The 19,077-nt window shown below is 68.4% G+C and carries 17 protein-coding genes; 11 read left to right on the plus strand and 6 right to left on the minus strand.

The genetic code is table 11. From position 1 onward, the window contains the following. Positions 1-142 precede the first annotated feature (142 nt). From WKB88_RS14305 to WKB88_RS14315, 3 genes are read left to right on the plus strand one after another with little or no spacing between them, the layout of a single operon-like run. Positions 143-1,450, plus strand: a complete 1,308-nt coding sequence (locus WKB88_RS14305) for a hypothetical protein (RefSeq protein ID WP_341395214.1) — start codon at positions 143-145, stop codon at positions 1,448-1,450. A gap of 53 nt (positions 1,451-1,503) precedes the next feature. Continuing rightward, a complete protein-coding gene (nth, locus tag WKB88_RS14310) occupies positions 1,504-2,301 on the plus strand; it encodes an endonuclease III (RefSeq protein ID WP_341395215.1) in 798 nt (265 codons plus the stop codon). Further along, positions 2,298-2,981, plus strand: coding sequence for an NUDIX hydrolase (locus tag WKB88_RS14315; protein ID WP_341395216.1), 684 nt, complete (start codon positions 2,298-2,300; stop codon positions 2,979-2,981). The genes nth and WKB88_RS14315 overlap by 4 nt, the downstream gene beginning before the upstream one ends. Positions 2,982-3,012: 31 nt before the next feature. Here the strand turns inward: WKB88_RS14315 and WKB88_RS14320 are convergent, their stop codons facing one another. Continuing rightward, positions 3,013-4,728, minus strand: a complete 1,716-nt coding sequence (locus WKB88_RS14320) for a bifunctional 3'-5' exonuclease/DNA polymerase (RefSeq protein WP_341395217.1) — start codon at positions 4,726-4,728, stop codon at positions 3,013-3,015. Between the two features lie 177 nt (positions 4,729-4,905). Between WKB88_RS14320 and ssd the strand changes: the two genes are divergently transcribed. From ssd to WKB88_RS14355, 7 genes are all read left to right on the plus strand, one after another. Then, positions 4,906-6,447, plus strand: a complete 1,542-nt coding sequence (gene ssd / locus WKB88_RS14325; RefSeq protein ID WP_341395218.1) for a septum site-determining protein Ssd — start codon at positions 4,906-4,908, stop codon at positions 6,445-6,447. After that, a complete protein-coding gene (locus tag WKB88_RS14330) occupies positions 6,444-7,715 on the plus strand; it encodes a TadA family conjugal transfer-associated ATPase (RefSeq protein WP_341395219.1) in 1,272 nt (423 codons plus the stop codon). Before ssd ends, WKB88_RS14330 begins: the two co-directional genes overlap by 4 nt. Next, the gene (locus WKB88_RS14335; RefSeq protein ID WP_341395220.1) at positions 7,712-8,551 is read left to right on the plus strand and encodes a hypothetical protein; all 840 of its coding nucleotides are present in this window, start codon (positions 7,712-7,714) and stop codon (positions 8,549-8,551) included. Before WKB88_RS14330 ends, WKB88_RS14335 begins: the two co-directional genes overlap by 4 nt. Then, positions 8,551-9,276, plus strand: a complete 726-nt coding sequence (locus tag WKB88_RS14340) for a type II secretion system F family protein (protein WP_341395221.1) — start codon at positions 8,551-8,553, stop codon at positions 9,274-9,276. The genes WKB88_RS14335 and WKB88_RS14340 overlap by 1 nt, the downstream gene beginning before the upstream one ends. A 155-nt stretch (positions 9,277-9,431) precedes the next feature. Next, complete coding sequence (locus tag WKB88_RS14345) at positions 9,432-9,854, plus strand: DUF4244 domain-containing protein (RefSeq protein WP_341395222.1); 423 nt, start codon at positions 9,432-9,434, stop codon at positions 9,852-9,854. A gap of 63 nt (positions 9,855-9,917) precedes the next feature. Continuing rightward, on the plus strand, positions 9,918-10,220 hold the full coding sequence (locus WKB88_RS14350) for a TadE family type IV pilus minor pilin (protein WP_341395223.1): 303 nt from the start codon (positions 9,918-9,920) through the stop codon (positions 10,218-10,220). Positions 10,221-10,291: 71 nt separating this feature from the next. Further along, positions 10,292-10,723 carry an Rv3654c family TadE-like protein gene (locus tag WKB88_RS14355; RefSeq protein ID WP_445818936.1) on the plus strand — a complete coding sequence of 144 codons (432 nt, stop codon included), beginning with the start codon at positions 10,292-10,294 and terminating at the stop codon, positions 10,721-10,723. 38 nt (positions 10,724-10,761) lie between these two features. Here the strand turns inward: WKB88_RS14355 and WKB88_RS14360 are convergent, their stop codons facing one another. Beyond that, the gene (locus WKB88_RS14360) at positions 10,762-13,134 is read right to left on the minus strand and encodes a DEAD/DEAH box helicase (protein ID WP_341395225.1); all 2,373 of its coding nucleotides are present in this window, start codon (positions 13,132-13,134) and stop codon (positions 10,762-10,764) included. 78 nt (positions 13,135-13,212) lie between these two features. After that, positions 13,213-13,863 carry a GNAT family N-acetyltransferase gene (locus WKB88_RS14365; protein ID WP_341395226.1) on the minus strand — a complete coding sequence of 217 codons (651 nt, stop codon included), beginning with the start codon at positions 13,861-13,863 and terminating at the stop codon, positions 13,213-13,215. Between the two features lie 82 nt (positions 13,864-13,945). Between WKB88_RS14365 and trhO the strand changes: the two genes are divergently transcribed. Continuing rightward, complete coding sequence (trhO, locus tag WKB88_RS14370; protein ID WP_341395227.1) at positions 13,946-14,839, plus strand: oxygen-dependent tRNA uridine(34) hydroxylase TrhO; 894 nt, start codon at positions 13,946-13,948, stop codon at positions 14,837-14,839. Between the two features lie 31 nt (positions 14,840-14,870). On the opposite strand, the gene WKB88_RS14375 is transcribed toward trhO, so the two are convergent. From WKB88_RS14375 to WKB88_RS14385, 3 genes are all read right to left on the minus strand, one after another. Beyond that, complete coding sequence (locus tag WKB88_RS14375) at positions 14,871-15,764, minus strand: MaoC/PaaZ C-terminal domain-containing protein (RefSeq protein ID WP_341395228.1); 894 nt, start codon at positions 15,762-15,764, stop codon at positions 14,871-14,873. A gap of 104 nt (positions 15,765-15,868) precedes the next feature. After that, positions 15,869-17,353 (minus strand): MFS transporter, encoded by a 1,485-nt coding sequence (locus WKB88_RS14380; RefSeq protein WP_341395229.1) that lies wholly within the window; start codon positions 17,351-17,353, stop codon positions 15,869-15,871. Between the two features lie 99 nt (positions 17,354-17,452). Beyond that, positions 17,453-18,943, minus strand: a complete 1,491-nt coding sequence (locus WKB88_RS14385) for an MFS transporter (protein ID WP_341395230.1) — start codon at positions 18,941-18,943, stop codon at positions 17,453-17,455. Between the last annotated feature and the right edge of the window lie 134 nt (positions 18,944-19,077).

The following is a 19,077-nucleotide window of genomic DNA, read 5'->3' on the forward strand; positions in this document are numbered from 1 at the left end:
GCAGTTCGGCTAGTCTGCGGTGCCGGCGTTGACTAGGCTGTGGGAGGAAGCAACCGCTTTTTGACCCGTGCATGCGGCCCGCCGATGCTGCGGACCGCAGCAAGTGCCGGCCCGTAAGCGGCGGTCGTGAATGGAGAACAGAATGAACCAGCCCCCCGTTGAAAAGGACGCCAGAACGGTGGCGGATACCCCGGCACCTGCCGAGAACCGTCCAGCCGGCGAGGACAAAGCCCGGACCGCCGTCTTTGGTCCGTTTGGCCTGCGCGACACCGTGGTGGGCGGTTCTGTCCTGTTGATGCTCATCGGTTCCCTGCTGCCGTGGAGCACCAGCTTTGATCTGGAACTCAACCTCTGGTCGCCGCTGACGCCCCTGTTCTTCCTGGGGATCGGCATCATCCTGCCGCTGCTGGTCGCCGGACTGTTCGCGGCCCGCCGGATGGCCCCGGAGCTCAAATACCGTATCGGTTCCCTGTCAGTGGACCAGTTCGGCTCCGTGGTGGCAGTCCTGGCCACCGCCTTCTTCTTCCTGCAGCTGGTCAACGAATTCACCATCGGCACCCTGCTGACGTTCATCGGTGCCCTCGGCCTGGTGGCTTCGACAACGCTGGCTCCGCATATTCCGCCGTTCTCCCGCGAGTTCGGCGAGCGTCCCGAGGAGCCCGCCCATGTCATGGCGCGCGACGCCGTGCGACTGCGCCGCCGGCCGGCCGCCCCGGCGGCTCCGGCACGGACCGTTGGTTCCGCTGCCTCCGGCCACTCCGACCACTCCGGCGATAACGCCGCAGCCGGCGACGCCAAGCCCGCAGGATCCCGGTTCGCCGGTATCGGCAAGCTTGCCCCGACCGGCCTGTTCGGCCGCAAGCCCGACGACGCCGGCACCACTCCCGCCCCGAACGGCATCCCGGAAACCGGCGCAGCAGCTGCAGGCGCCTCAGCGGCCCCCAACGGTGTTGATTCAGCCCATGACGATTCAGCCCGCAGCAATGCGGAACAGGACCCGGCCGGCACCGGTCCGGCCCGCGCCGAAACGGCTGCTGCGGAGAACACTCCGGAAACCAAGACCGAGGCTTCGGCTTCCTCCTCCGGCCGCGACGACATCGCGGCCACCACGGTAAACCCGGTCGTCCAGAGCCAGCAGTCCCACGCGGAACCTGCCACGCAGGCATCGCCCCTGGTCTCTGCGCCGTCGTCGGGCTCTGACTCGATCAGCGCCACCCGCGAGGAATCCGAGAACGTCGTGGAGGCGTTCTGGTTTGCCGTGGGCACCCCGCGCCAGATTGTCGACGAGCGCACGGGCCTGCCGCTGTTCATGTTCCACCCGGGCGACTGGGAGCTGGGGCTGGAAGACCGCGGCACCGAGTTCCTCGTACAGGACAAGCGCACCGGCCGCATCGGCGTGCTGCGGGACCTGAGCAACATCGAGCGTGTCGGCGAAGACTCCGGCGAGTAGCCGGATCCGCCCGCACCCGGCACCATCCAAACCGGAACGAAGGACACAAGGACGTGGTTAAGGCACCCGGGAGTGATCCCTCCCTGCTCGCCCTGAAGCGCAGGGCGCGGAAGATCAACCGGCTGCTGGGGGAGCTGTATCCCTATGCCGTGGCGGAGCTGGATTTCACCAACGCCTTTGAGCTGCTGGTCGCCACAGTCCTGTCCGCGCAGACCACCGACATCCGCGTCAACGCGGTCACGCCGGTGCTGTTTGCCCGCTATCCGGATGCCCGGGCCCTGGCGGAGGCCGACGAGGCGGACCTGCAGGAGCTGATCCGGCCCACCGGCTTCTTCCGGGCCAAGGCCGCCAGCATCAAGGCGCTGTCCACCCGCCTGGTCGATGAATACGACGGCCAGGTTCCCGACAAGCTGGAAGAGCTGGTCACTCTGCCCGGTGTCGGCCGCAAGACGGCGAACGTGGTGCTTGGCAATGCCTTCGGGATTCCCGGCATCACCGTGGACACGCACTTCGGCCGGCTTTCCCGCCGTTTCGGCTGGACCACTGCCAAGGACCCGGTCAAGGTGGAAGAGGACGTGGCCGAGCTGTTCGAGCCCAAGGACTGGACTCCGCTGTCCAACCGGGTGGTCTTTCACGGCCGGCGGGTCTGCCATGCCAAGAACCCGGCCTGCGGGGCCTGCGCCGTCGCGCAGCTTTGCCCCTCCTACGGCGAGGGTGAAACCGATCCGGACAAGGCGCGGAAGCTGCTGAAGTATGAGCTCGCCCCCGGCCGCGAGGAGCTGCACGCCCGGATGATGGCTGCCGAAACGCGCGCCCAGCTGCGGGCCGCCGGCTACGGCCTGGAAGCATGAGCGCCTACGCGGATCTGCAGGCGCTGGGGGCAGCAGCCGCCGCCCGCACCACCTATTTCGACGCGAACCTGGAGCTGCTGCGCCGCAGCGTCGACCCGTCCACGGCCCGCCGCGCCGCCGTGCTGATCCTCTTCGGCAACCTGGACAACAAGCCCTCGGACTTCCACTCCGCCGGGGTGCCTGATGAGCTCGACGTCCTGCTGGTTGAACGGGCCGCCACGCTCAATGACCACCCCGGACAGGTGGCCTTCCCCGGCGGATCGCTTGACGCCGGGGACGCCGGCCCGGAGGCCGCCGCCCTGCGTGAAGCCCGGGAAGAAACGGGGCTGGACCCCGACGGCGTCGTCGTGCTGGGCACGCTGCCGGAGGTGGGGCTGCCCGTCAGCAACTTCCTGGTGACGCCCGTGCTGGGCTGGTGGGACCGGCCCACACCGGTGGATGTGGTGGATTACGGCGAGTCCGCCTCCGTGTTCCGGGTGCCGGTGGCGGACCTGCTCGATCCGGAAAACCGGCGCACCGCCGTGATGAGACACGGGGCCAGCGCACACCGCTCGCCCGCGTTCCTCGTGAACGGGGTGCTGGTGTGGGGGTTTACCGGCATCATCCTTAACGCCGTGCTGGAGGAACTGGGCTGGACCCTGCCCTGGGACGACAGCCGGGAAATCGTGCCGGTCCTGTAGCCGCATTCGTGAAAGAGCCGGACTGTCCGGGCTACTTGGCGTCGGCGTAGGAATCGACGGTCACGGCGACCACCGGAAATTCCAGCGGGATCTGCCCGAACAGCAGCCGTGTTGCGGCCGCAGCGGCATCCGTCACCAGCGCCGTGACCTCCGCGGCCCTGGATTCAGGCACGTGCAGCATGACTTCATCGTGCAGGAAGAACACCAGTTCCCCGGCCGGTGAGGACACCGACGCGGCCTGCAGCCGGCGTCGTATTTCCGCCAGCCAGCACAGAGCCCATTCGGCGGCGGTGGACTGGACCACAAAGTTACGGGTGAAACGGCCCTGGGACCGGGCGAGCGAGTCGGCGCGGCGCTGCTCTTCGGCAGAGGCCGTCTGCTGCGCGCGCAGCCAGCGCCCGGAGACCGGAGGGGAGCTGCGGCCCAGGTGGCTGCTGACCGTCTTGCCTGCTTCCCCGGCCCGGGCGCCGCGCTCGACGACGTCGATCGCCTGCGGATAGGACCGGGTCAGGGCGGGCATCAGCCGTCCGGCTTCTCCCGAGGTTGCTCCGTACATGGCACCGAGCATCGCCATTTTGGCCTGCGCACGGTCCCCGTTGAAGTTCTGGTCCGCGATACCCTGGTACAGGTCCTTGCCGCGGGCCGCGGCGGCCAGGGCGTTGTCCCGGCCCAGAGCAGCGAGGACCCGGGGTTCGAGCTGCGCGGCGTCGGCGACAATCAGTTTGTATCCCGGGTCCGGGCGGACGGCGTCGCGCACGAAACGGGGAATCTGCAGGGCGCCGCCGCCGCGCGAGGCCCAGCGTCCGGACACCACGCCGCCCACCACGTACTCCGGGCGGAACCGGCCGTCCGCCACCCAGGCGTCGAGCCAGGTCCAGCCGTTGGCGCTGAGCAGCCGGGAGAGCCGCTTGTACTCCAGCAACGGGGGGATGGCGGGATGTTCGTGCTGCTCCAGTTCCCAGGACCGCGTGGTCTTCACCTCGATCCCGGCGCGGTGCAGTGCCCGCAGCAGTTCCTGCGGGGAATCCGGGTTGAAGCCGGGGTTGCCAAGTTTTTCCCGCAGCTCGGCAGCCAGCTGTTCCAACCGGACCGGACGCTGCCCCTCGGGCGGCCGCGGGCCGAGCTCCTGTTCCAGCATCGCCTCGTGGATGTCCCGCCGCCAGGGCAGTCCCGTGTGCTCCATCTCCACGGCGATCAGTCCGCCGGCGGATTCGGCGGCGAGCAGCAGCGCCAGTCCCTGCCGTGCCGGGGAAGCCTCGACCGCGGCGAGCTGGGCCTGCAGCTCGGCCAGCTGGTCTTCAAGCGACGGGCCGCGTCTGGCCGCGGGGTCCTCAAAGCCCTCCAGCTCCTCGAAAAGCGAGCTCTGGTTCGGTGCGGGCCGGACCGGCAGCAGCTGCCGGGGCAGCAGATCCGGGTCCGCTGCGGGCACTTTGGCGCGCAGCGCGTCAATATAAGGGCAAGGCGCTGCGGCCTCGGAAAAGCGCAGAATCCCGCGCACCAGCGCCAAATCGTGGCTGCGGCCGATCCGCACGTCCGCGTCCAGCAGCCGCGGATACAGCTCGCGGGTGCTGCCGAACACCCAGCGGACGTTCCGGCCGCTGTCCTCGTAGTCGCCGACGACGGCGGCGAGCAGGGAGGGCGCGACGACGGCGGGCGCCGCGGTGGGCCGGCCGGCGTCGTCCGTCTCCTGCAGCTGCAGGGAACCGGCGGCGGGGCCGGGACCGGCCGGGGCGAGGACAACGTACATGCTTCCATTGTCCCTGCTGGCAGGTGCGGGGCTTGAACCATTTACCGGGTGAACGTGTTCCAGGGTGAATATGGCCGCGTCGGGCTTGTCCTCCACAGCCGCGGGACGGCGGCAGCTTGTCCCCAGCCTGCTCCGTTCCCGGGTGCACCCTGCCGCTGGCAGGGAAGGGTGGGGCGCATGAGAGATGAACAGCTGTGGGTACCGGCGGCCAGGGCGCCGGATGCTGGGGTGCCGGGGCCGGTTGTCGCCACCCGGCGGAACCGTGGTGCCGCGGGGTTGACCGAGCGTCTTGCCGGGTCCGGTGGCGGGCCCGGGGTCGGGGTCGGGGTTGCCCCTGAGGGTAAAGACGCTGGCGGGGAGAGCTCTTCAGGGGAGGACCCTTCCGAGCCGGCGGCTGCCACCCGGCCGGGCCGGGCAGCGGTGCCGCCGCCGGGCCCGGTGTTGCCCGGCCGCGGGGCGGGAACGGTGCGGAAGCCGGGCCGCCGGGCCGGTTCCGGGGGAGTCCACCGGGTTTCCTCCGGCGGGCGCCGCCCGGGTTCGCGGCCGGGTTCGCGTTTTGCGGCACCCGGCGCGAATACCGAAGCGCAGGTGGTCCTGGCCAGCCGGTCCCAGCATCTGCAGGATGAGGTGGCCAGGGTTGCGGCTGCAGCCGGGCTGGAGCTGGAAGCCCTGCCGGATGTCCAGACAGCCCTGGCGCGGAACCCCGAGGTGCTGCTGCTGGGCATAGACCTGGCCACGGACGGGCGCGCCGGATCCTGGCGGCATGCCCGGCCGGGGGCGAACGGAACCGAGACCATCGTGGTGGGCACCGGACAGGATCCCGGGTTGTGGGAAGCCGCGGCGCGGCTGGACGCCGTACGGGTAGCCGTCCTGCCTGCAGCCTCCGGTTGGCTGGCTGAGTACCTGAGCCGCCGGCGTGCGCCGGCGGCCGGGTACGTCCTGGGTGTAATGGGCGGCTGCGGCGGCGCGGGAGCCTCCAGCTTGGCGTGCTGGCTGGCCCACGAAGCAGCGGAACAGGGAATCTCGACCCTGCTGGTGGACGGAGATCCATACGGCGGCGGGTTGGACGCCAGTCTCGCCAGCGGGAATATTCCAGGAGTTCGCTGGCCCGATCTGGCCGATGTCAGGGGTTCCCTCAACCCGGTGCAGCTGTTGTCGGCGCTTCCACAGGTGTCCGGGTTCGCCCTGCTTTCCGGTACCGCGGGCCCGGGCACCGCGGGGTCCGGTGCCGATGAATCCGGGGTGCTGCCGGCAGCGGACAGCGAAGCGGAAGCCGGTGCGGAACCTGCCGAAGAAAGCGTCAGGGCGGTGATGGACGCGGCGCGGGCTGCCTTCACCCTGACCGTGGTGGACTGCGCTCGAAACCGGTCTGCTCAGCTGCTGGTCTCCTGTGATGCCCTGCTGCTGGTGGTTCCGGGCCGTCTCCGCCCGGTGCTGGCAGCCCGTTCCCTGCACCTCAGCCTGGGCCCGGTGCCGCAGGCTGTGGTGGTCCGCGGGCCGTTGGGAGACGGGCTGGATGATGCCCGTGCGGCCGAAGCCGTTGGGCTTCCCCTCGCGGGGTACCTGCCCGACGTACGCAACTTGGAACATGCCGAAGCGCGCGGCCTGCTGCTGGAACGGGGCCGCCGCACCCGGATCCGGAGCGTGACGGGGCAGCTGGTCCGGCAGGTCGCATCCGGGCTCCCGGCCGCATCTGCGGCTTCGGGTGCACGCGCATGAGTCCCCAGGGCCGGAGGGCCGCGCGCTCCCAGCCGGCGGACCAGCAGCAGTCCCGGCCCGGTGACGCTCCCATGGTGCGGCAGGTTCGCCGGCAAATGCTCGACGACGGCGAACCCGTCACGCCCGCACGGCTGGCCGCGGCCATTCAGTCCAGCGGCCGGCTGCTCGGGGCAGAGGGGGCACTGCGTGCGGTGGACCGTGTGCAGGCCGAGCTGCAGGGACTGGGGCCGCTGCAGGAACTGGCACTGCTGCCGGGGATCAGCGACATATTGGTCAACGGTCCGGACCGTGTCTGGGTGGACAGCGGAAACGGCCTTGAACTGACCGAGCTGCGGTTTGGCTCCGATGCGGAAGTCCAGGCGCTCGCTGCCCGCCTGATCGCGGCCGGAGGCCGCCGCCTGGATGACTCCAACCCCTGCGTTGATGTCCAGCTGCGCGGTTACCGGGTACATGCCGTGCTCCGGCCGATCTCCACCGGCTCCACGCTGCTGTCCATCCGGATCCGGCGGACCCTGACGTTCACGCTGGAGGAGTTGCAGGCCGGGGGAACCGTTGACCCCGAAAGCGCGGGGGTGCTGCGGCGCCTGGTGGCCTCCCGGCTGAACTTCCTGATCAGCGGAGCCACGGGGACCGGAAAGACCACGCTTCTCTCCACCCTGCTGTCACTGAGTGATCCCGGGGAACGGCTGGTGCTGGTCGAAGACGCCGCAGAACTGGATCCGCGCCATCCCCATACGGTGGGTCTGCAGAGCCGCCACGGCAACGTGGAGGGCACCGGCCAGGTGGACTTGGCCGAGCTGGTGAGGCAGGCCCTTCGAATGCGTCCGGACAGACTGGTTGTCGGCGAGTGCCGGGGTGCGGAGGTTCGCGAGCTGTTGGCGGCCATGAACACCGGGCACGACGGCGCCGGAGCAACCATCCATGCGAACTCCGCGGCCAGCGTGCCGGCAAGGCTGGCCGCGCTCGGTGCCCTGGCCGGGATGAGCAGCACGGCCGTAAACCTGCAGGCAGCCAGTGCCCTGGACGCGGTGGTGCACCTTGCCCGCCAGCCCTCCGGCCGCCGGGTGGCCGAAATCGCTGTGCTCACAGTTTCGCCCGACGGCCGGCTGCTAACACTGCCGGCGCTGCTGCCGTTGATCCGCCCCGATTCCGCAGCCCGCTACGGTCCCGGCTGGCCGATACTGCAGGAACGGATGGCCGGCCGCTCCAATCTGCCGGCGGAGATTCTGAACGAAGAACCGATTCGAGAAGAAACACGCGTCGAGTGACTGGCTTGTGGATTTCGGTGCTGCTCGGAATCTCCGCCGGGCTGCTCCTGCCCCGTTCCGCTTCACCTGCCGTCGGGCGCTCCTCGGGCTGGCCGGGGCCGCACAGGCCAAAGACCGGTCGGCTGCGGTCCCGGTTGGTAAGGGCCAATATCGTCCCCGCCCGTTCCGATCCTGCTTTGCAGGACGTCCCGCTGCTCATCCACCAGCTCACCGGGTTGCTGGCCGCCGGGCGGTCTCCTCACCAGTTGTGGGCAGATGCCGCAGCCCTGCAGCTTGGCGTCCGCGGCACAGGACCAAATGCACTGCTGGCCGCGCGGCTGCTGCCGGTCCTGGAAGCAGCCGCCCAAGCTGCCTCGCTCGGCCTGAGCCCGGTGCCCGTCTTCCGGGCTGCCGCGGGAGCCGGAGGGGAAACTGGTGGCTCCCGGCGGACTCGAGCGGTCCGAGGGGGCGCACCCCGGACCGCTATCGGCGGGGCCGGGCACGCCCACCTGTCACTGGAGGGCGTGTGGAGCGAACTGGCGGCCTGCGTAAGCGTCTCGGAACGCAGCGGTGCACCGTTGGTCGGAGTGCTCAGCCGCTACGCCGCGCAGCTGGAGGGCGGCCTGGACCAGCAGGCGGCCCGGGAAACGGCGCTGGCAGGACCGCAGGCAACCGTGCGGCTGCTGACCTGGCTGCCGGCGGGCGGGCTGGGGCTGGGCTACCTGCTGGGCGCCGATCCGGTGGCGGTCCTCGCCGGAAGCCCGTTGGGCTGGCTGGCCGCGGCCGCCGGCATAGCCCTGTTCCTGATCGCCGGGTTTTGGTCCAGGGCGCTGGTGCGCCGGGCAGCCGGCCCCTGATGGCAGGAACCCTGGTGGCCGTGTTCCTGGCTGCAGCTGCCTGGCTGCTGCTGCGCCCGGGAAGATACCCGGCCCGGGGCAGGGAAACCGCGGCCGGTCGCGCCGGGCTGGAAACGCCCGGAGCCAACAGTCATGGAAGCACCGGAATAGCAGATCCCGCGCTGATGCTGGACCTGGTGGCTGCCATGCTGGACGCCGGCCAATCGCTGCTGCCGGCGCTGGGTGTCCTGGCGGACGTTGTGGAGCCGGAGACGGCCCTGTGCCTGCGGCGGGTGCAGGCTGCGTTGGAACTGGGTGCTCCGTGGGCCGTGGCGTGGGAACTAGCCGATGTCTGGCGTCCCGGCGGCCGATCCCGTCCTCCCGGATCAGGGCCGAAAGATCACCGCCGACGCAGTCCCCGGCGGTCAGGACTTCAGCAGCTCGGTTCGCCACAGCGGGCTCCTCAACAACGTGCTCCTCGAGAGGCTGCCTCTCAACGGCCGGAGGCACCGGCCGCCCAGCTCCGCGAGGCACTGACCTTTGTCGCGACCACCGGGGCGCCCTCAGCCGCAGTGCTGCTGGCAGCAGCCGCCCAGGTCCGCCGCCGACGCTCCCGTGAGGCCGAACGCCGGGCGGCGGCACTGGGAGTCAAGCTGGTGGTCCCGCTGGGACTCTGCGCGCTGCCGGCCTTTGTCATCCTGACCGTGGTGCCGCTGCTGCTGTCACTGCTGCCGTCGTTTCCCTAACCGCTGCACCGGTACGTCCCTCCACAGCCAACTTGGCCGCGGCCGTTATCCGCAGCGGCGGAAGGACCTCTGGCCCGCTGCGGCTGCCGGCTGCAGGATCGGAACACCGCTTTCGAAGCGGTGCAAGTGATGCCAGCCAACACCAGGAGGAAACCATGTCTGTCTTGAGCAGATCCGTAACTGCCGCCCAGCGCGGCCGCAGCTTTGCCGGTGTCCCGGCCTTCGGCACCGGCGAGACGTCAGGACCCGAAGGCAGTACCTGCCGGTGCAGTTCTGCCGGCCAGGCACCGGGATTCGGAGGAAAACCGCGGGAAACTCCGGGCTACGGCACCGTGACGGTGTTGTACCCGGCGCAACCCTCTGCCGCCCGGGACAGTTCAACTCCAGGACGGGCACGGAGGGCTGAACGGCTCCGGGGTAGTGTTCCCGGCCGCGAGGCAGGGATGGCAACCGCGGAATATGCCATTGCCACTCTCGCTGCCGTGGCGTTTGCCGCGCTGCTGGTGGCCGTGCTTGGCAGTGGAGAGGTGCGCTCGTTGCTGATGGGACTTATCCGCAGCGCGCTCACGCTGGGATAGCAGATGGGCCGGAAGAATCCGAGGGATCCACCCGCTCGGGGTGCAGTCACCGCCGAACTTGCGGTGGGATTGCCCGCTGTGGCGCTGCTTCTGGCCGCGGTGCTCACGGGCGTCGCGGCCGGAGTGACCCAGCTTCGCATCGAGGAAGCGGCCCGGGCGGCGGCCCGGGAAATCATGCGCGGAGACAGCGGTGCGGCGGAGTCGGCGGCCCTGCGGATTGCTGGCGCTGAAGCGCAGGTGACGCTCTCGCCGGACGGGCCTTGGCTCCGGGTGCAGGTCGACTCAGCCGTGGCCGCCCCGCTGCTGGACCGGCTGCCCCTGGTGCTTACTGCTTCTGCGTCGGCCCTTCCGGAGTCACTGCCGTGAACACTGCCCGGAACGGATCCGGAGAGGAAGCCCGGCCTGAGACCGGGGAAGAGACCGGGCTTGAAGCCGGGGTGGGGACCGGGTTGCCGAGGAAAGGACCGGAGGAAGGGCCGGGGGAAGGACCGAGGGAAGGACAGAGGAAAGGACAGAGGAAAGCAGGGAAGGAGGAACGCGGGTCCGGGACCGTGCTGGTGCTGGGAACCGGGGTGCTGCTGCTGGTGCTGTTCGGTGCCGTTCTGCTGCTGCTGCAGAGCGCGGTCGCCGCGAACCGGGCCGCCACTGCAGCGGACCTGTCTGCGCTGGCCGCTGCGGACACCGTCCGCGGCCTGCGGCAGGGCGATGCCTGCGCGGTGGCGGGTGAGGTTGCGGCCCGCAACGGTGCCGCGCTGACCGGTTGTGCGGTCAATCCCGGGGATCACACCGTGCAGGTAAACACCCAGGTGGCGGCCGGGCTGGTGCCGTGGCCCGCTACCGGCCGCGCCCGGGCTGGACCGCCGCCGTGACAGCTACCGGCCGCGCCCGTGCCGGACCGCCGCCGTGACTATGGTCCAGTTGCCGTGACCGCTGATTCGGCCGCCGCCGGATCAGCATCCCGGCCGCGGGCGGAGTCCAGCAGCACCTGCAGCAGCGTCACTGCTCCCGCCTTGGACAGCGGGTTGTTCTTGTTGCCGCACTTGGGGGACTGGACGCAGGACGGGCAGCCGCGTTCGCACTCGCAGGCGCGGATGGCATCCCTGGTGGCGGTGAGCCACAGCTCGGCGGCTTCATAGGCCCGCTCGGCGAAACCGGCACCGCCGGGGTGGCCGTCGTACACAAAAATGGTGGGCTTCTCGGTGTCCGCATGCAGCGCCGTGGACACCCCGCCGATGTCCCAGCGGTCGGAGGTGGCGATCAGCGGCAGCATCCCGATGGACGCGTGCTCGGCGGCATGGAGGGCGCCGGGGAAATCGGCCGGGATGAGCCCGGCACCGGTCAGCAGATGCTCGTCGATGACAAACCAGACTGCCTTGGTGAACAGCTCCTTGGCTTCCAGCTCCAGCGGCTCCTCGCCCAGGATCTCATTCGAGATCAGTGCTTTGCGCTGGAAAGAGACCACCTGGGTAGTGACCTTCACGGTGCCGAAACAGACCTGGATTTCACCCCAGTGTGAGGTCCGCTCCGTCTCCATGACCTCGATCTGGGTGATATCGCGGGCCTGGGTGTAGAACTCCGGGTTGCCGCGGGTGACCATGGCGCAGTGGTCCGCTTCGTTCAGTTCGTCCACCATGAAGGTCTGGCCCTGATGGACGTACACCGCGCCGGTGTGCGCCTGGTACTGGCTTTGCGGAGCGTCCATGGTGCCCAGCAGCATTCCGGTGTCGGACTCCACGATGTTGATCGGTCCGCCGCCGTCGGCCCGCAGGTTCACCATGGCGGCGGCGCTTTCGGAGTGGGTCCAGAACCAGCCCGAGGGCCGGCGGCGGAGGTAACCCTGTTCCACCAGCTGGTCCAGCAATCCGGCGGCGGTGGGGCCGAACAGCTCGCGCTCATCCGGGGTCAGCGGTATTTCCGCCGCGGCGGCACAGAGGTGCGGGCCCAGGACATAGGGGTTGGACGGATCGAAGACGGTGGCTTCCACCGAGATGTCGAAAATGGCCTCCGGGTGGTGCACCAGATAGGTGTCCAGGGGGTCGTCGCTGGCGACGAACGCGGCCAGCGCGTCCTGTCCGGAGCGCCCGGCCCGGCCGATCTGCTGGAACAGGGAGGCGCGGGTGCCCGGCCAGCCGGCCACCAGCACCGCGTCAAGCCCGGAAATGTCGATCCCCAGCTCCAGCGCGGAGGTACTGGAGATCCCCAGCAGTTCACCGCTGCGCAGCCGGCGTTCCAGTTCCCGGCGTTCCTCCGGCAGGTACCCGGAGCGGTACGCCGCCACCCGGTCCGGCAAAGAAGGGTGCACTTCGTCGAGCAGCCGGCGGGTGATGGTGGCAATCGTTTCCGCGCCGCGCCGGGACTTGATGAAGGCAATGGTGCGCACCTGGGCGGCCACCAGGTTCGCCAGCAGATCGGAGGTCTCGGCAATGACGGTCCGGCGCGACCGGGCACCGTTTTCACCCTTGAGCTCGGTCAGCTGCGGTTCCCAGAGCGCCACCGTGGTGGCCCCGTGCGGTGAGGCATCCCGGGTCACCGCGGTCACTTCGCCGCCGATCAGCCGGCCGAAGGACTGGGCCGGGTCAGCGGAGGTGGCCGAAGCGCCGATGAACACAGGATCGGCGCCGTAGTAGCGGCAGATCCTGCGCAGCCGGCGCATCAGGTTGGCAACGTTGGAACCGAACACCCCGCGGTAGCTGTGGGCCTCGTCGATGATGACGTACTTGAGCCGGCGGAAGAAGCGGGCCCACCAGGCATGGTTGGGCAGCACGCCGAAGTGCAGCATGTCGGGGTTGGCCAGCACGAGGTTGGCGTGGTCCCGGATCCAGCGCCGCGCGCCGGGGTCCGTGTCGCCGTCGTACGTTTCCGCCCGCACAGTGGGCAGCTTCAACGCGTTCACCGCGGAGAGCTGGTCCGCGGCGAGCGCCTTGGTGGGCGCCAGATAGAGGGCAACCGAGCCGGTCGGCTCCAGCGTGACCCGGTCATCCAGTGCCGTGCGGTGAATTTCGTCAAGGACCGGCAGCAGGTAGGCCAGCGACTTCCCGGAGGCGGTGCCGGTGGAAATGATCGTGTGGTTCCCGGCGTGGGCGGACTCTGCCGCTTCGATCTGGTGCCGCCACGGTTCGTGGACGCCCACCCGCGAGTAGGCGGCGACGACGTCGGGATGCGCCCAGTCCGGCCAGGGCACCGGAACGGCAGTGCGGGCCGGGATTTCGTGCACATGGACCAGCTGTTCCGGGTCGGCGCCGGAGCCGAGCAGGGGGATCAGGGAATCATGTAGGGCCACGCTGCCATTCTCCCACCGGAGGCTGGAGGAGCCGCAGCTAAACACGGCTGCTCAGCCGCAGGCTGAACCCGCAGGCAGTTACAGCCTCGGCTCGAACATCACCACGCTGGCCAGGTTCTCCCAGCCCAGGTATCTGTACAGTTCCAGTCCGTCGGCCGTGGCCACGAGCAGCCCGGCCTCGGCGTCGTGTTCCAGCGCCACCGCTGTCAGGGCACGCATGACATAGGTTCCCAGCCCGCGGCGGCGGAACCGCGGTTCAGTGATGATGCGGTCGTAGACCGCCAGATCATTCACCACGGAGACACTGCCGCGGGCCGCCGGTTCACCGTCGGAAGTCACCATGACGATGCCCGTCTTGGCCCCGCGCACGGTTTCGGTTTCAAAGCCGTCGAGCGGAACCGGGTCTTCAATGTCCTGTCCGGCCATCTCCAGGGACATGAACACCTCATCCGCGGAGCGCACGCTCAGCCCGTGGACCAGGGCGGCGCCGTGGATCTCGTTGGTGCGGCTGGTAACAATGGTGAACAGGCGCTCCGGGCTCTTCCGGGCGGAGGACGCGAGTGCGGCGAACTCGTCATGGGAGGGCTCCAGCGCGAAATACTCCCAGTCATTGGTCCTGTCATGCAGGAACGCGGAGGGAAAGCGGCCCTCCCGCCGCGTCTGGTACCCGCGGGACTGCGCCCAGCCGGTGACCCAGGTCTCGAGCAAATCGTCGTTCAGCACTCTCATGAATGAACACTAACGGCGCAGGCAGGGGAAAGGTACGGGTGCTGATGAAATCCGGGGTCCTGCTGCGGTCTACCCTTGATGAGTGGCTTTGAATCGAATTGCTCTGTATTACGCCTTTACTCCCCTTCCGGATCCGGAGGCGGTGCGCCTGTGGCAGCGCGCCCTCTGTGAGAAACTCGGGCTCCGCGGGCGGATCCTGATCTCCCCCGACGGCATTAACGGAACCGTGGGCGGCCCCCTTGACGCCGTCAAGGCCTATGCCAAGGCCACCCGCGAATATCCGGCGTTCAAGAAGATGGACATCAAATACTCAGAGGGCGGAGCCGAGGACTTCCCCCGCCTGAGCATCAAGGTCCGCGAAGAAATTGTGAGTTTCGGCGCTCCCGGCGAGCTCAAAGTGGACCGGAACGGGGTGGTCGGCGGCGGCACCCACCTGCGCCCCGAGCAGCTGCATGAACTGGTCGAGGAGAAAAAAGCCGGCGGCGAGGACGTGGTCTTCTTCGACGGGCGCAACGCCTTTGAGGCGCAGATCGGCCGGTTCAAGGGCGCGGTGGTGCCGGATGTGGCCACCACCCATGACTTCATTGCGGAACTGGACTCCGGCAAGTACGACGACCTCAAGGACAAGCCCGTGGTGACCTACTGCACCGGCGGCATCCGCTGCGAAGTGCTCTCCTCGCTGATGGTCAACCGCGGTTTCAAGGAGGTTTACCAGATGCAGGGCGGCATTGTCCGCTACGGCGAGACCTACGGCGACAAGGGCCTGTGGGAGGGATCCCTGTACGTGTTCGACAAGCGGATGCACACGGAGTTCACCGACGACGCCGTGACGATCGGCACCTGTGTCCGCTGCGAGGCGCCCACCAGCAAGTTCGAGAACTGCTCTAATCTCTCCTGCCGCAAGCTCACCCTGTACTGTGCCGAGTGCTCGGCGGATCCCGAAACGCTGCGCTGCCCGGACGGCTGCACCGAATAATCACGGTGTGCCGCCCGGCAGCGAACGGTCGCTAAACCGCGGCGGTTGCGGATGCGCGGGTTTCCCCGGAGGGTGCCGCGCCCCGGAGCGTGTAGACACCGCGGTCCAGGACCACGGTGTCTCCCACGCGGGTCTGGAAGACTGCGCCCGTGCCGGTCTTCCAGATACTCGTGGTCAGTTCGTCGCCCGGAATAACCGGGGCGGCGAAGCGGACGCTGAGCGAGCCGAAGGTATCGGCGTCGGATCCGGAAATGCCCTCCAGCAGGGCGCGGCCGGCGAATCCCATGGTGCACAGCCCGTGGAGGATCGGCTTCTCGAATCCGACCAGGGCCGCCATGGCCGGATCGGAGTGGAGCGGGTTGCGGTCCCCGTTCAGGCGGTACAGCAGCGCCTGGTCCGGCGTGGTTTTCTGTGTCTCCACCAGATCAGCGGACCGGTCCGGGACCTCCCACCCGTCCGCCGGCGCCGGCTCCGATCCGAAGCCTCCCTCGCCGCGGATGATCATGCTGGTAACGGAGGTTGCCGCCGTTTCGCCGGTCTCGGCATCGAGCAGTTCCGTGGTCAGCTCGATAACGGCGTTTTTGCCTTTGTCGTAGACCGCGCTCATGAAACTGCGCGGAATCACCGTCCCGGCGGGCGCCAGCGTCCGGTTCAGGGTGACGGACTGGCCGCCGTGCAGAATCTGGGAGAGCTTGAAGTCGCCGAGCGAGTCCATCGACCCGCCGGAACCGCCCAGCAGCACGGCAAAGGTGGGCAGCACGCTCTGGCTGATGCCGCGGGAGTTTTCCGTCGTGAAGGCCAGGTTCCCGGTCTGGTCCCGGGCTCCTGCACCCACACTTAGTGCGTACAGGAGTGCATCCTTGGAATTCCAGGAAACAGGAGCCCCTTCGGAGACCTTTCCAATGTTCTGCGTGTGGATCGCCATGACGTTCCCTCTCATGAGACTTTCGGGAACAGGTCCCGGTGGATGATTCCCGCCGCAACTGTGGCCTGGATCACTTGCGGCAATGCTATAACAGGGTTCTAGTTTCAGCCTGCGGCCGGGAGCACGTCCGCGGGGCGTGCGGCGGCGCCGCGGCGTAAGTCCCGCTGCCCGGACGTCTCCGGGACCCACCGGGCGGGGGAACGGCGCAGCATCAGCGCCGCAGCCACGGACAGGGCCGCGAAGACGAACACGAAGAGGAAGGCTGCGCTGATTCCTTCCTGGGCCACGGCAGCAGTGGCAGGATCCGTGTGCCCGGCAAGGATATACGCGCCGATTGCGACGGCGGCGGACTGCCCGATGTTGCGGATCAGGGTGTTGGTCCCGGCGATTTCCGATGTGTGGCTTTCCGGGACCACCTCAATGAGCAGGTTCGGCAGCGCACCGTAGGCCAGTGAGATGCCGATGCCGTTGAAGATCATCGCGACCGCGAACAGCACAGCGCTTCCGTAGGTCAGCAGGATGATCGGCACCACCAGGGCCACCAGCGCTAGGCCGGCAATGAAGACAGTGCGGGCGCCATACCGGAAGGCGAGCTTCCCGCCCAGGGGCGAGAAGATGTATCCCACCAGCAGGGTGCTGCTGATCAGGACCCCGGCCGCCGTCGGCGAGAAACCGAGTCCGTACCCCAGCGATGCCGGGGCCTGCATGATCATTTGCGCCGGAACGTTCCCTCCGCCCAGGGGGCCGACGGCGGCGAGCACCGTGGCCGTCATGGCCAGGGCGATCTGCCGGTTCTTGAACATCCGCAGGTTCACGATCGGTGACTCGACCCGCAGCTCCCACCAGGCCCACACTGCTGTGGCGGCAAGGCCTGCAGTGATTAGCCCGATGAACTGTGCCGAGGCGAAACCGGTCTTGGAGGCGCCGGAGAACGCCAGCAGAAGCGCGGACACCGCAACGGGCAGCAGGACAGCCCCGAGATAGTCGGGTTTTTCACGGTTGGGCAGCACGGTGTCGCGGGGGATCACCAGCTGGACGCAAACCGCGGCAAGAACCGACACGACCGCCGCGAAAATGAAGATTCCGTGCCAGGAGAAGGCATCAATCATGAAGCCGGCGATCAGCGCGCCGCCCGCGCCGGCGATCAGGGCGGAGGCGCCGACCATGGAAATGCCGACGGGCACCCGCTTCTCGTCAAGATGTTCGCGGGCCAGTCCGAAGGCCAGGCCCAGGACGGCGCCCGTCACGCCCTGAATGGCCCGGCCGAGGATGATCATCCCCAGGGAACCGCCGAGAAGGGACACGACCGAGCCGACGGCGGCAATGGCCAGGGCAATGACCATGACCCTGCGCCGTCCGTACAGGTCGCCGAACCGTCCGCCGAGGACGCCGGCGGAGGCCGACACCAGCAGGAAGGCGGTGACGACCCAGGCAACGGTGTTGGCATCCACCTGGAAATCCCGGATGAGGGTAGGCAGCGTCACGTACATCATGGACAGTTCAAAGGCCGACACAATCTCGGCCAGCACCAGAACCAGGACGATCGGAGCAAAACCCGGACGCTTAAGCTGCCGTGCTGAGGAGGACATCGGTGTCCCGCCTTTCGGTTTGGGGAGAAGAATAGGCCGGCATGCACCGCGCACGGTGACGCGGTGCATGCCGGCGGCGGGGACTGAGCCGGGTGCGGCCTAGGCCGTAGCGGAGACCACGTCTTCCGGATTCGGGCCGGTAACCGTTCCCCGGCGAATGTCGCGCTCGCCAACCGTCTCAGGAACCCAGGGCTTGGGACGGCGGCTCAGCATCAGTCCCATGATCACGGAGAGCACTGCGAAGGCCAGGACCAGGAGCAGCGCGGCGCTGATGCCCTGCTGCGAGATGGCCTGGGTTGCCGGGTCAGTGTTCTTGGCGAGGATGAACGCGCCGATGGCGATCGCCGCGGACTGGCCGACGTTGCGGATCATGGTGTTGGTTCCGGCTGTTTCCGAGGTGTGGGTTTCCGGGACCACCTCAACGAGCAGGTTCGGCAGCGCACCGTAGGTGAGGGAAATCCCAACACCGTTCAGAGTCATCGCCACTACGTACATTGCCACGTTCCCGTAGGTGAGCAGGATGAGGGGAAGGACCAGGGCCATCAGCACGAGCCCTCCGATGAACACAATCCGCGCCCCGTAGCGGAAGGCAAGCTTTCCGCCCACCGGTGACAGAGCAAAGCCAACAAGAGCGGTCAGGCAGATGATGACGCCCGATTCAGTGGGCGTAAAGCCCAGCCCGTACCCCAGCGACTCGGGGGACTGCATGATCATCTGCGAGGGAACCGACACCCCGCCCAGGGGGCCGACGGCGGCGAACACCGTGGCGGTCATGGCCAGGGCAATCTGCCGGTTCTTGAACATCCGCAGGTTCACGATCGGTGATTCAACCCGCAGTTCCCACCACGCCCATACAGCGGCGGCAGCGAGGCCCAGGCCGGTCAGTCCCAGGAACTCCATCGACAGGAAGCCGGTCTTCGAGCTGTTGGAGAGCCCCAGCAGAAGGGCGCTGACCGCGATGGGCAGCAGAATGGCACCCAGGTAGTCGGGCTTGTCGGTGGTGGCCGCGTTGGTGTCCTTCGGAATAACCAGCTGGATGGCCACGGCGGCAATGACCGCCAGGACGGCAGCGAAGACGAAGATCCCGTGCCAGGAGAAGAGATCGATCATGAACCCGGCGATCATGGATCCGCCGGCACCGGCGATCAGGGCAGAGGCACCGACCATGGAGATGCCAACCGGCACCCGCTTTTCATCCAGGTGTTCGCGGGCCAGTCCGAAGGCCAGGCCCAGGACGGCGCCGGCAACACCCTGAATGGCGCGGCCGAAGATAATCATGCCCAGGGAGCCCCCGAGCAGCGAGATGAGCGAACCGACGGCTGCGATGGCCAGGACAATGACCATGACCTTTCGCCGGCCGTACATGTCGCCGAAGCGTCCGCCCAGCACGGCGGCTGAGGCGGAGACCAGCAGATAGGCGGTGACGACCCAGGCGACCGTGTTGGCGTCCACCTGGAAATCCGCGATCAGGGTCGGCAGCATGACGTACATCATGGACAGTTCGAAGGCCGAGATGATTTCGGCCAGAACCAGGACTATGACTACTGAGGCAAAGCCTGGGCGCTTGAGCGCCCGAGTGGTGGAGGACATCGGTGTCCTGCCTTTCCTATGAGGTCAACAGAATGCAGCGGCGCCGGCCGACAGGTATCGGGCGGCGGTGGAGCAGACGATCTTTAGAGAAAGGTGGTGCGTGGTGCGGGTGGAAGCGGTACTCGTCGGAGCCG

The sequence above is a fragment of the Arthrobacter sp. G119Y2 genome (genome assembly GCF_038069765.1).
GTDB lineage: Bacteria > Actinomycetota > Actinomycetes > Actinomycetales > Micrococcaceae > Arthrobacter_B.

Bases quoted from the DNA above. Each gene is read 5' to 3' on its own strand.
- WKB88_RS14375 (WP_341395228.1), bottom strand. From the start codon at position 15,764: ATGGCGATCCACACGCAGAACATTGGAAAGGTCTCCGAAGGGGCTCCT.
- WKB88_RS14345 (WP_341395222.1), top strand. From the start codon at position 9,432: ATGTCTGTCTTGAGCAGATCCGTAACTGCCGCCCAGCGCGGCCGCAGC.
- WKB88_RS14365 (WP_341395226.1), bottom strand. From the start codon at position 13,863: ATGAGAGTGCTGAACGACGATTTGCTCGAGACCTGGGTCACCGGCTGG.
- ssd (WP_341395218.1), top strand. From the start codon at position 4,906: ATGAGAGATGAACAGCTGTGGGTACCGGCGGCCAGGGCGCCGGATGCT.
- WKB88_RS14320 (WP_341395217.1), bottom strand. From the start codon at position 4,728: ATGTACGTTGTCCTCGCCCCGGCCGGTCCCGGCCCCGCCGCCGGTTCC.
- WKB88_RS14315 (WP_341395216.1), top strand. From the start codon at position 2,298: ATGAGCGCCTACGCGGATCTGCAGGCGCTGGGGGCAGCAGCCGCCGCC.
- WKB88_RS14340 (WP_341395221.1), top strand. From the start codon at position 8,551: ATGGCAGGAACCCTGGTGGCCGTGTTCCTGGCTGCAGCTGCCTGGCTG.
- WKB88_RS14330 (WP_341395219.1), top strand. From the start codon at position 6,444: ATGAGTCCCCAGGGCCGGAGGGCCGCGCGCTCCCAGCCGGCGGACCAG.
- WKB88_RS14380 (WP_341395229.1), bottom strand. From the start codon at position 17,353: ATGTCCTCCTCAGCACGGCAGCTTAAGCGTCCGGGTTTTGCTCCGATC.
- WKB88_RS14385 (WP_341395230.1), bottom strand. From the start codon at position 18,943: ATGTCCTCCACCACTCGGGCGCTCAAGCGCCCAGGCTTTGCCTCAGTA.
- WKB88_RS14305 (WP_341395214.1), top strand. From the start codon at position 143: ATGAACCAGCCCCCCGTTGAAAAGGACGCCAGAACGGTGGCGGATACC.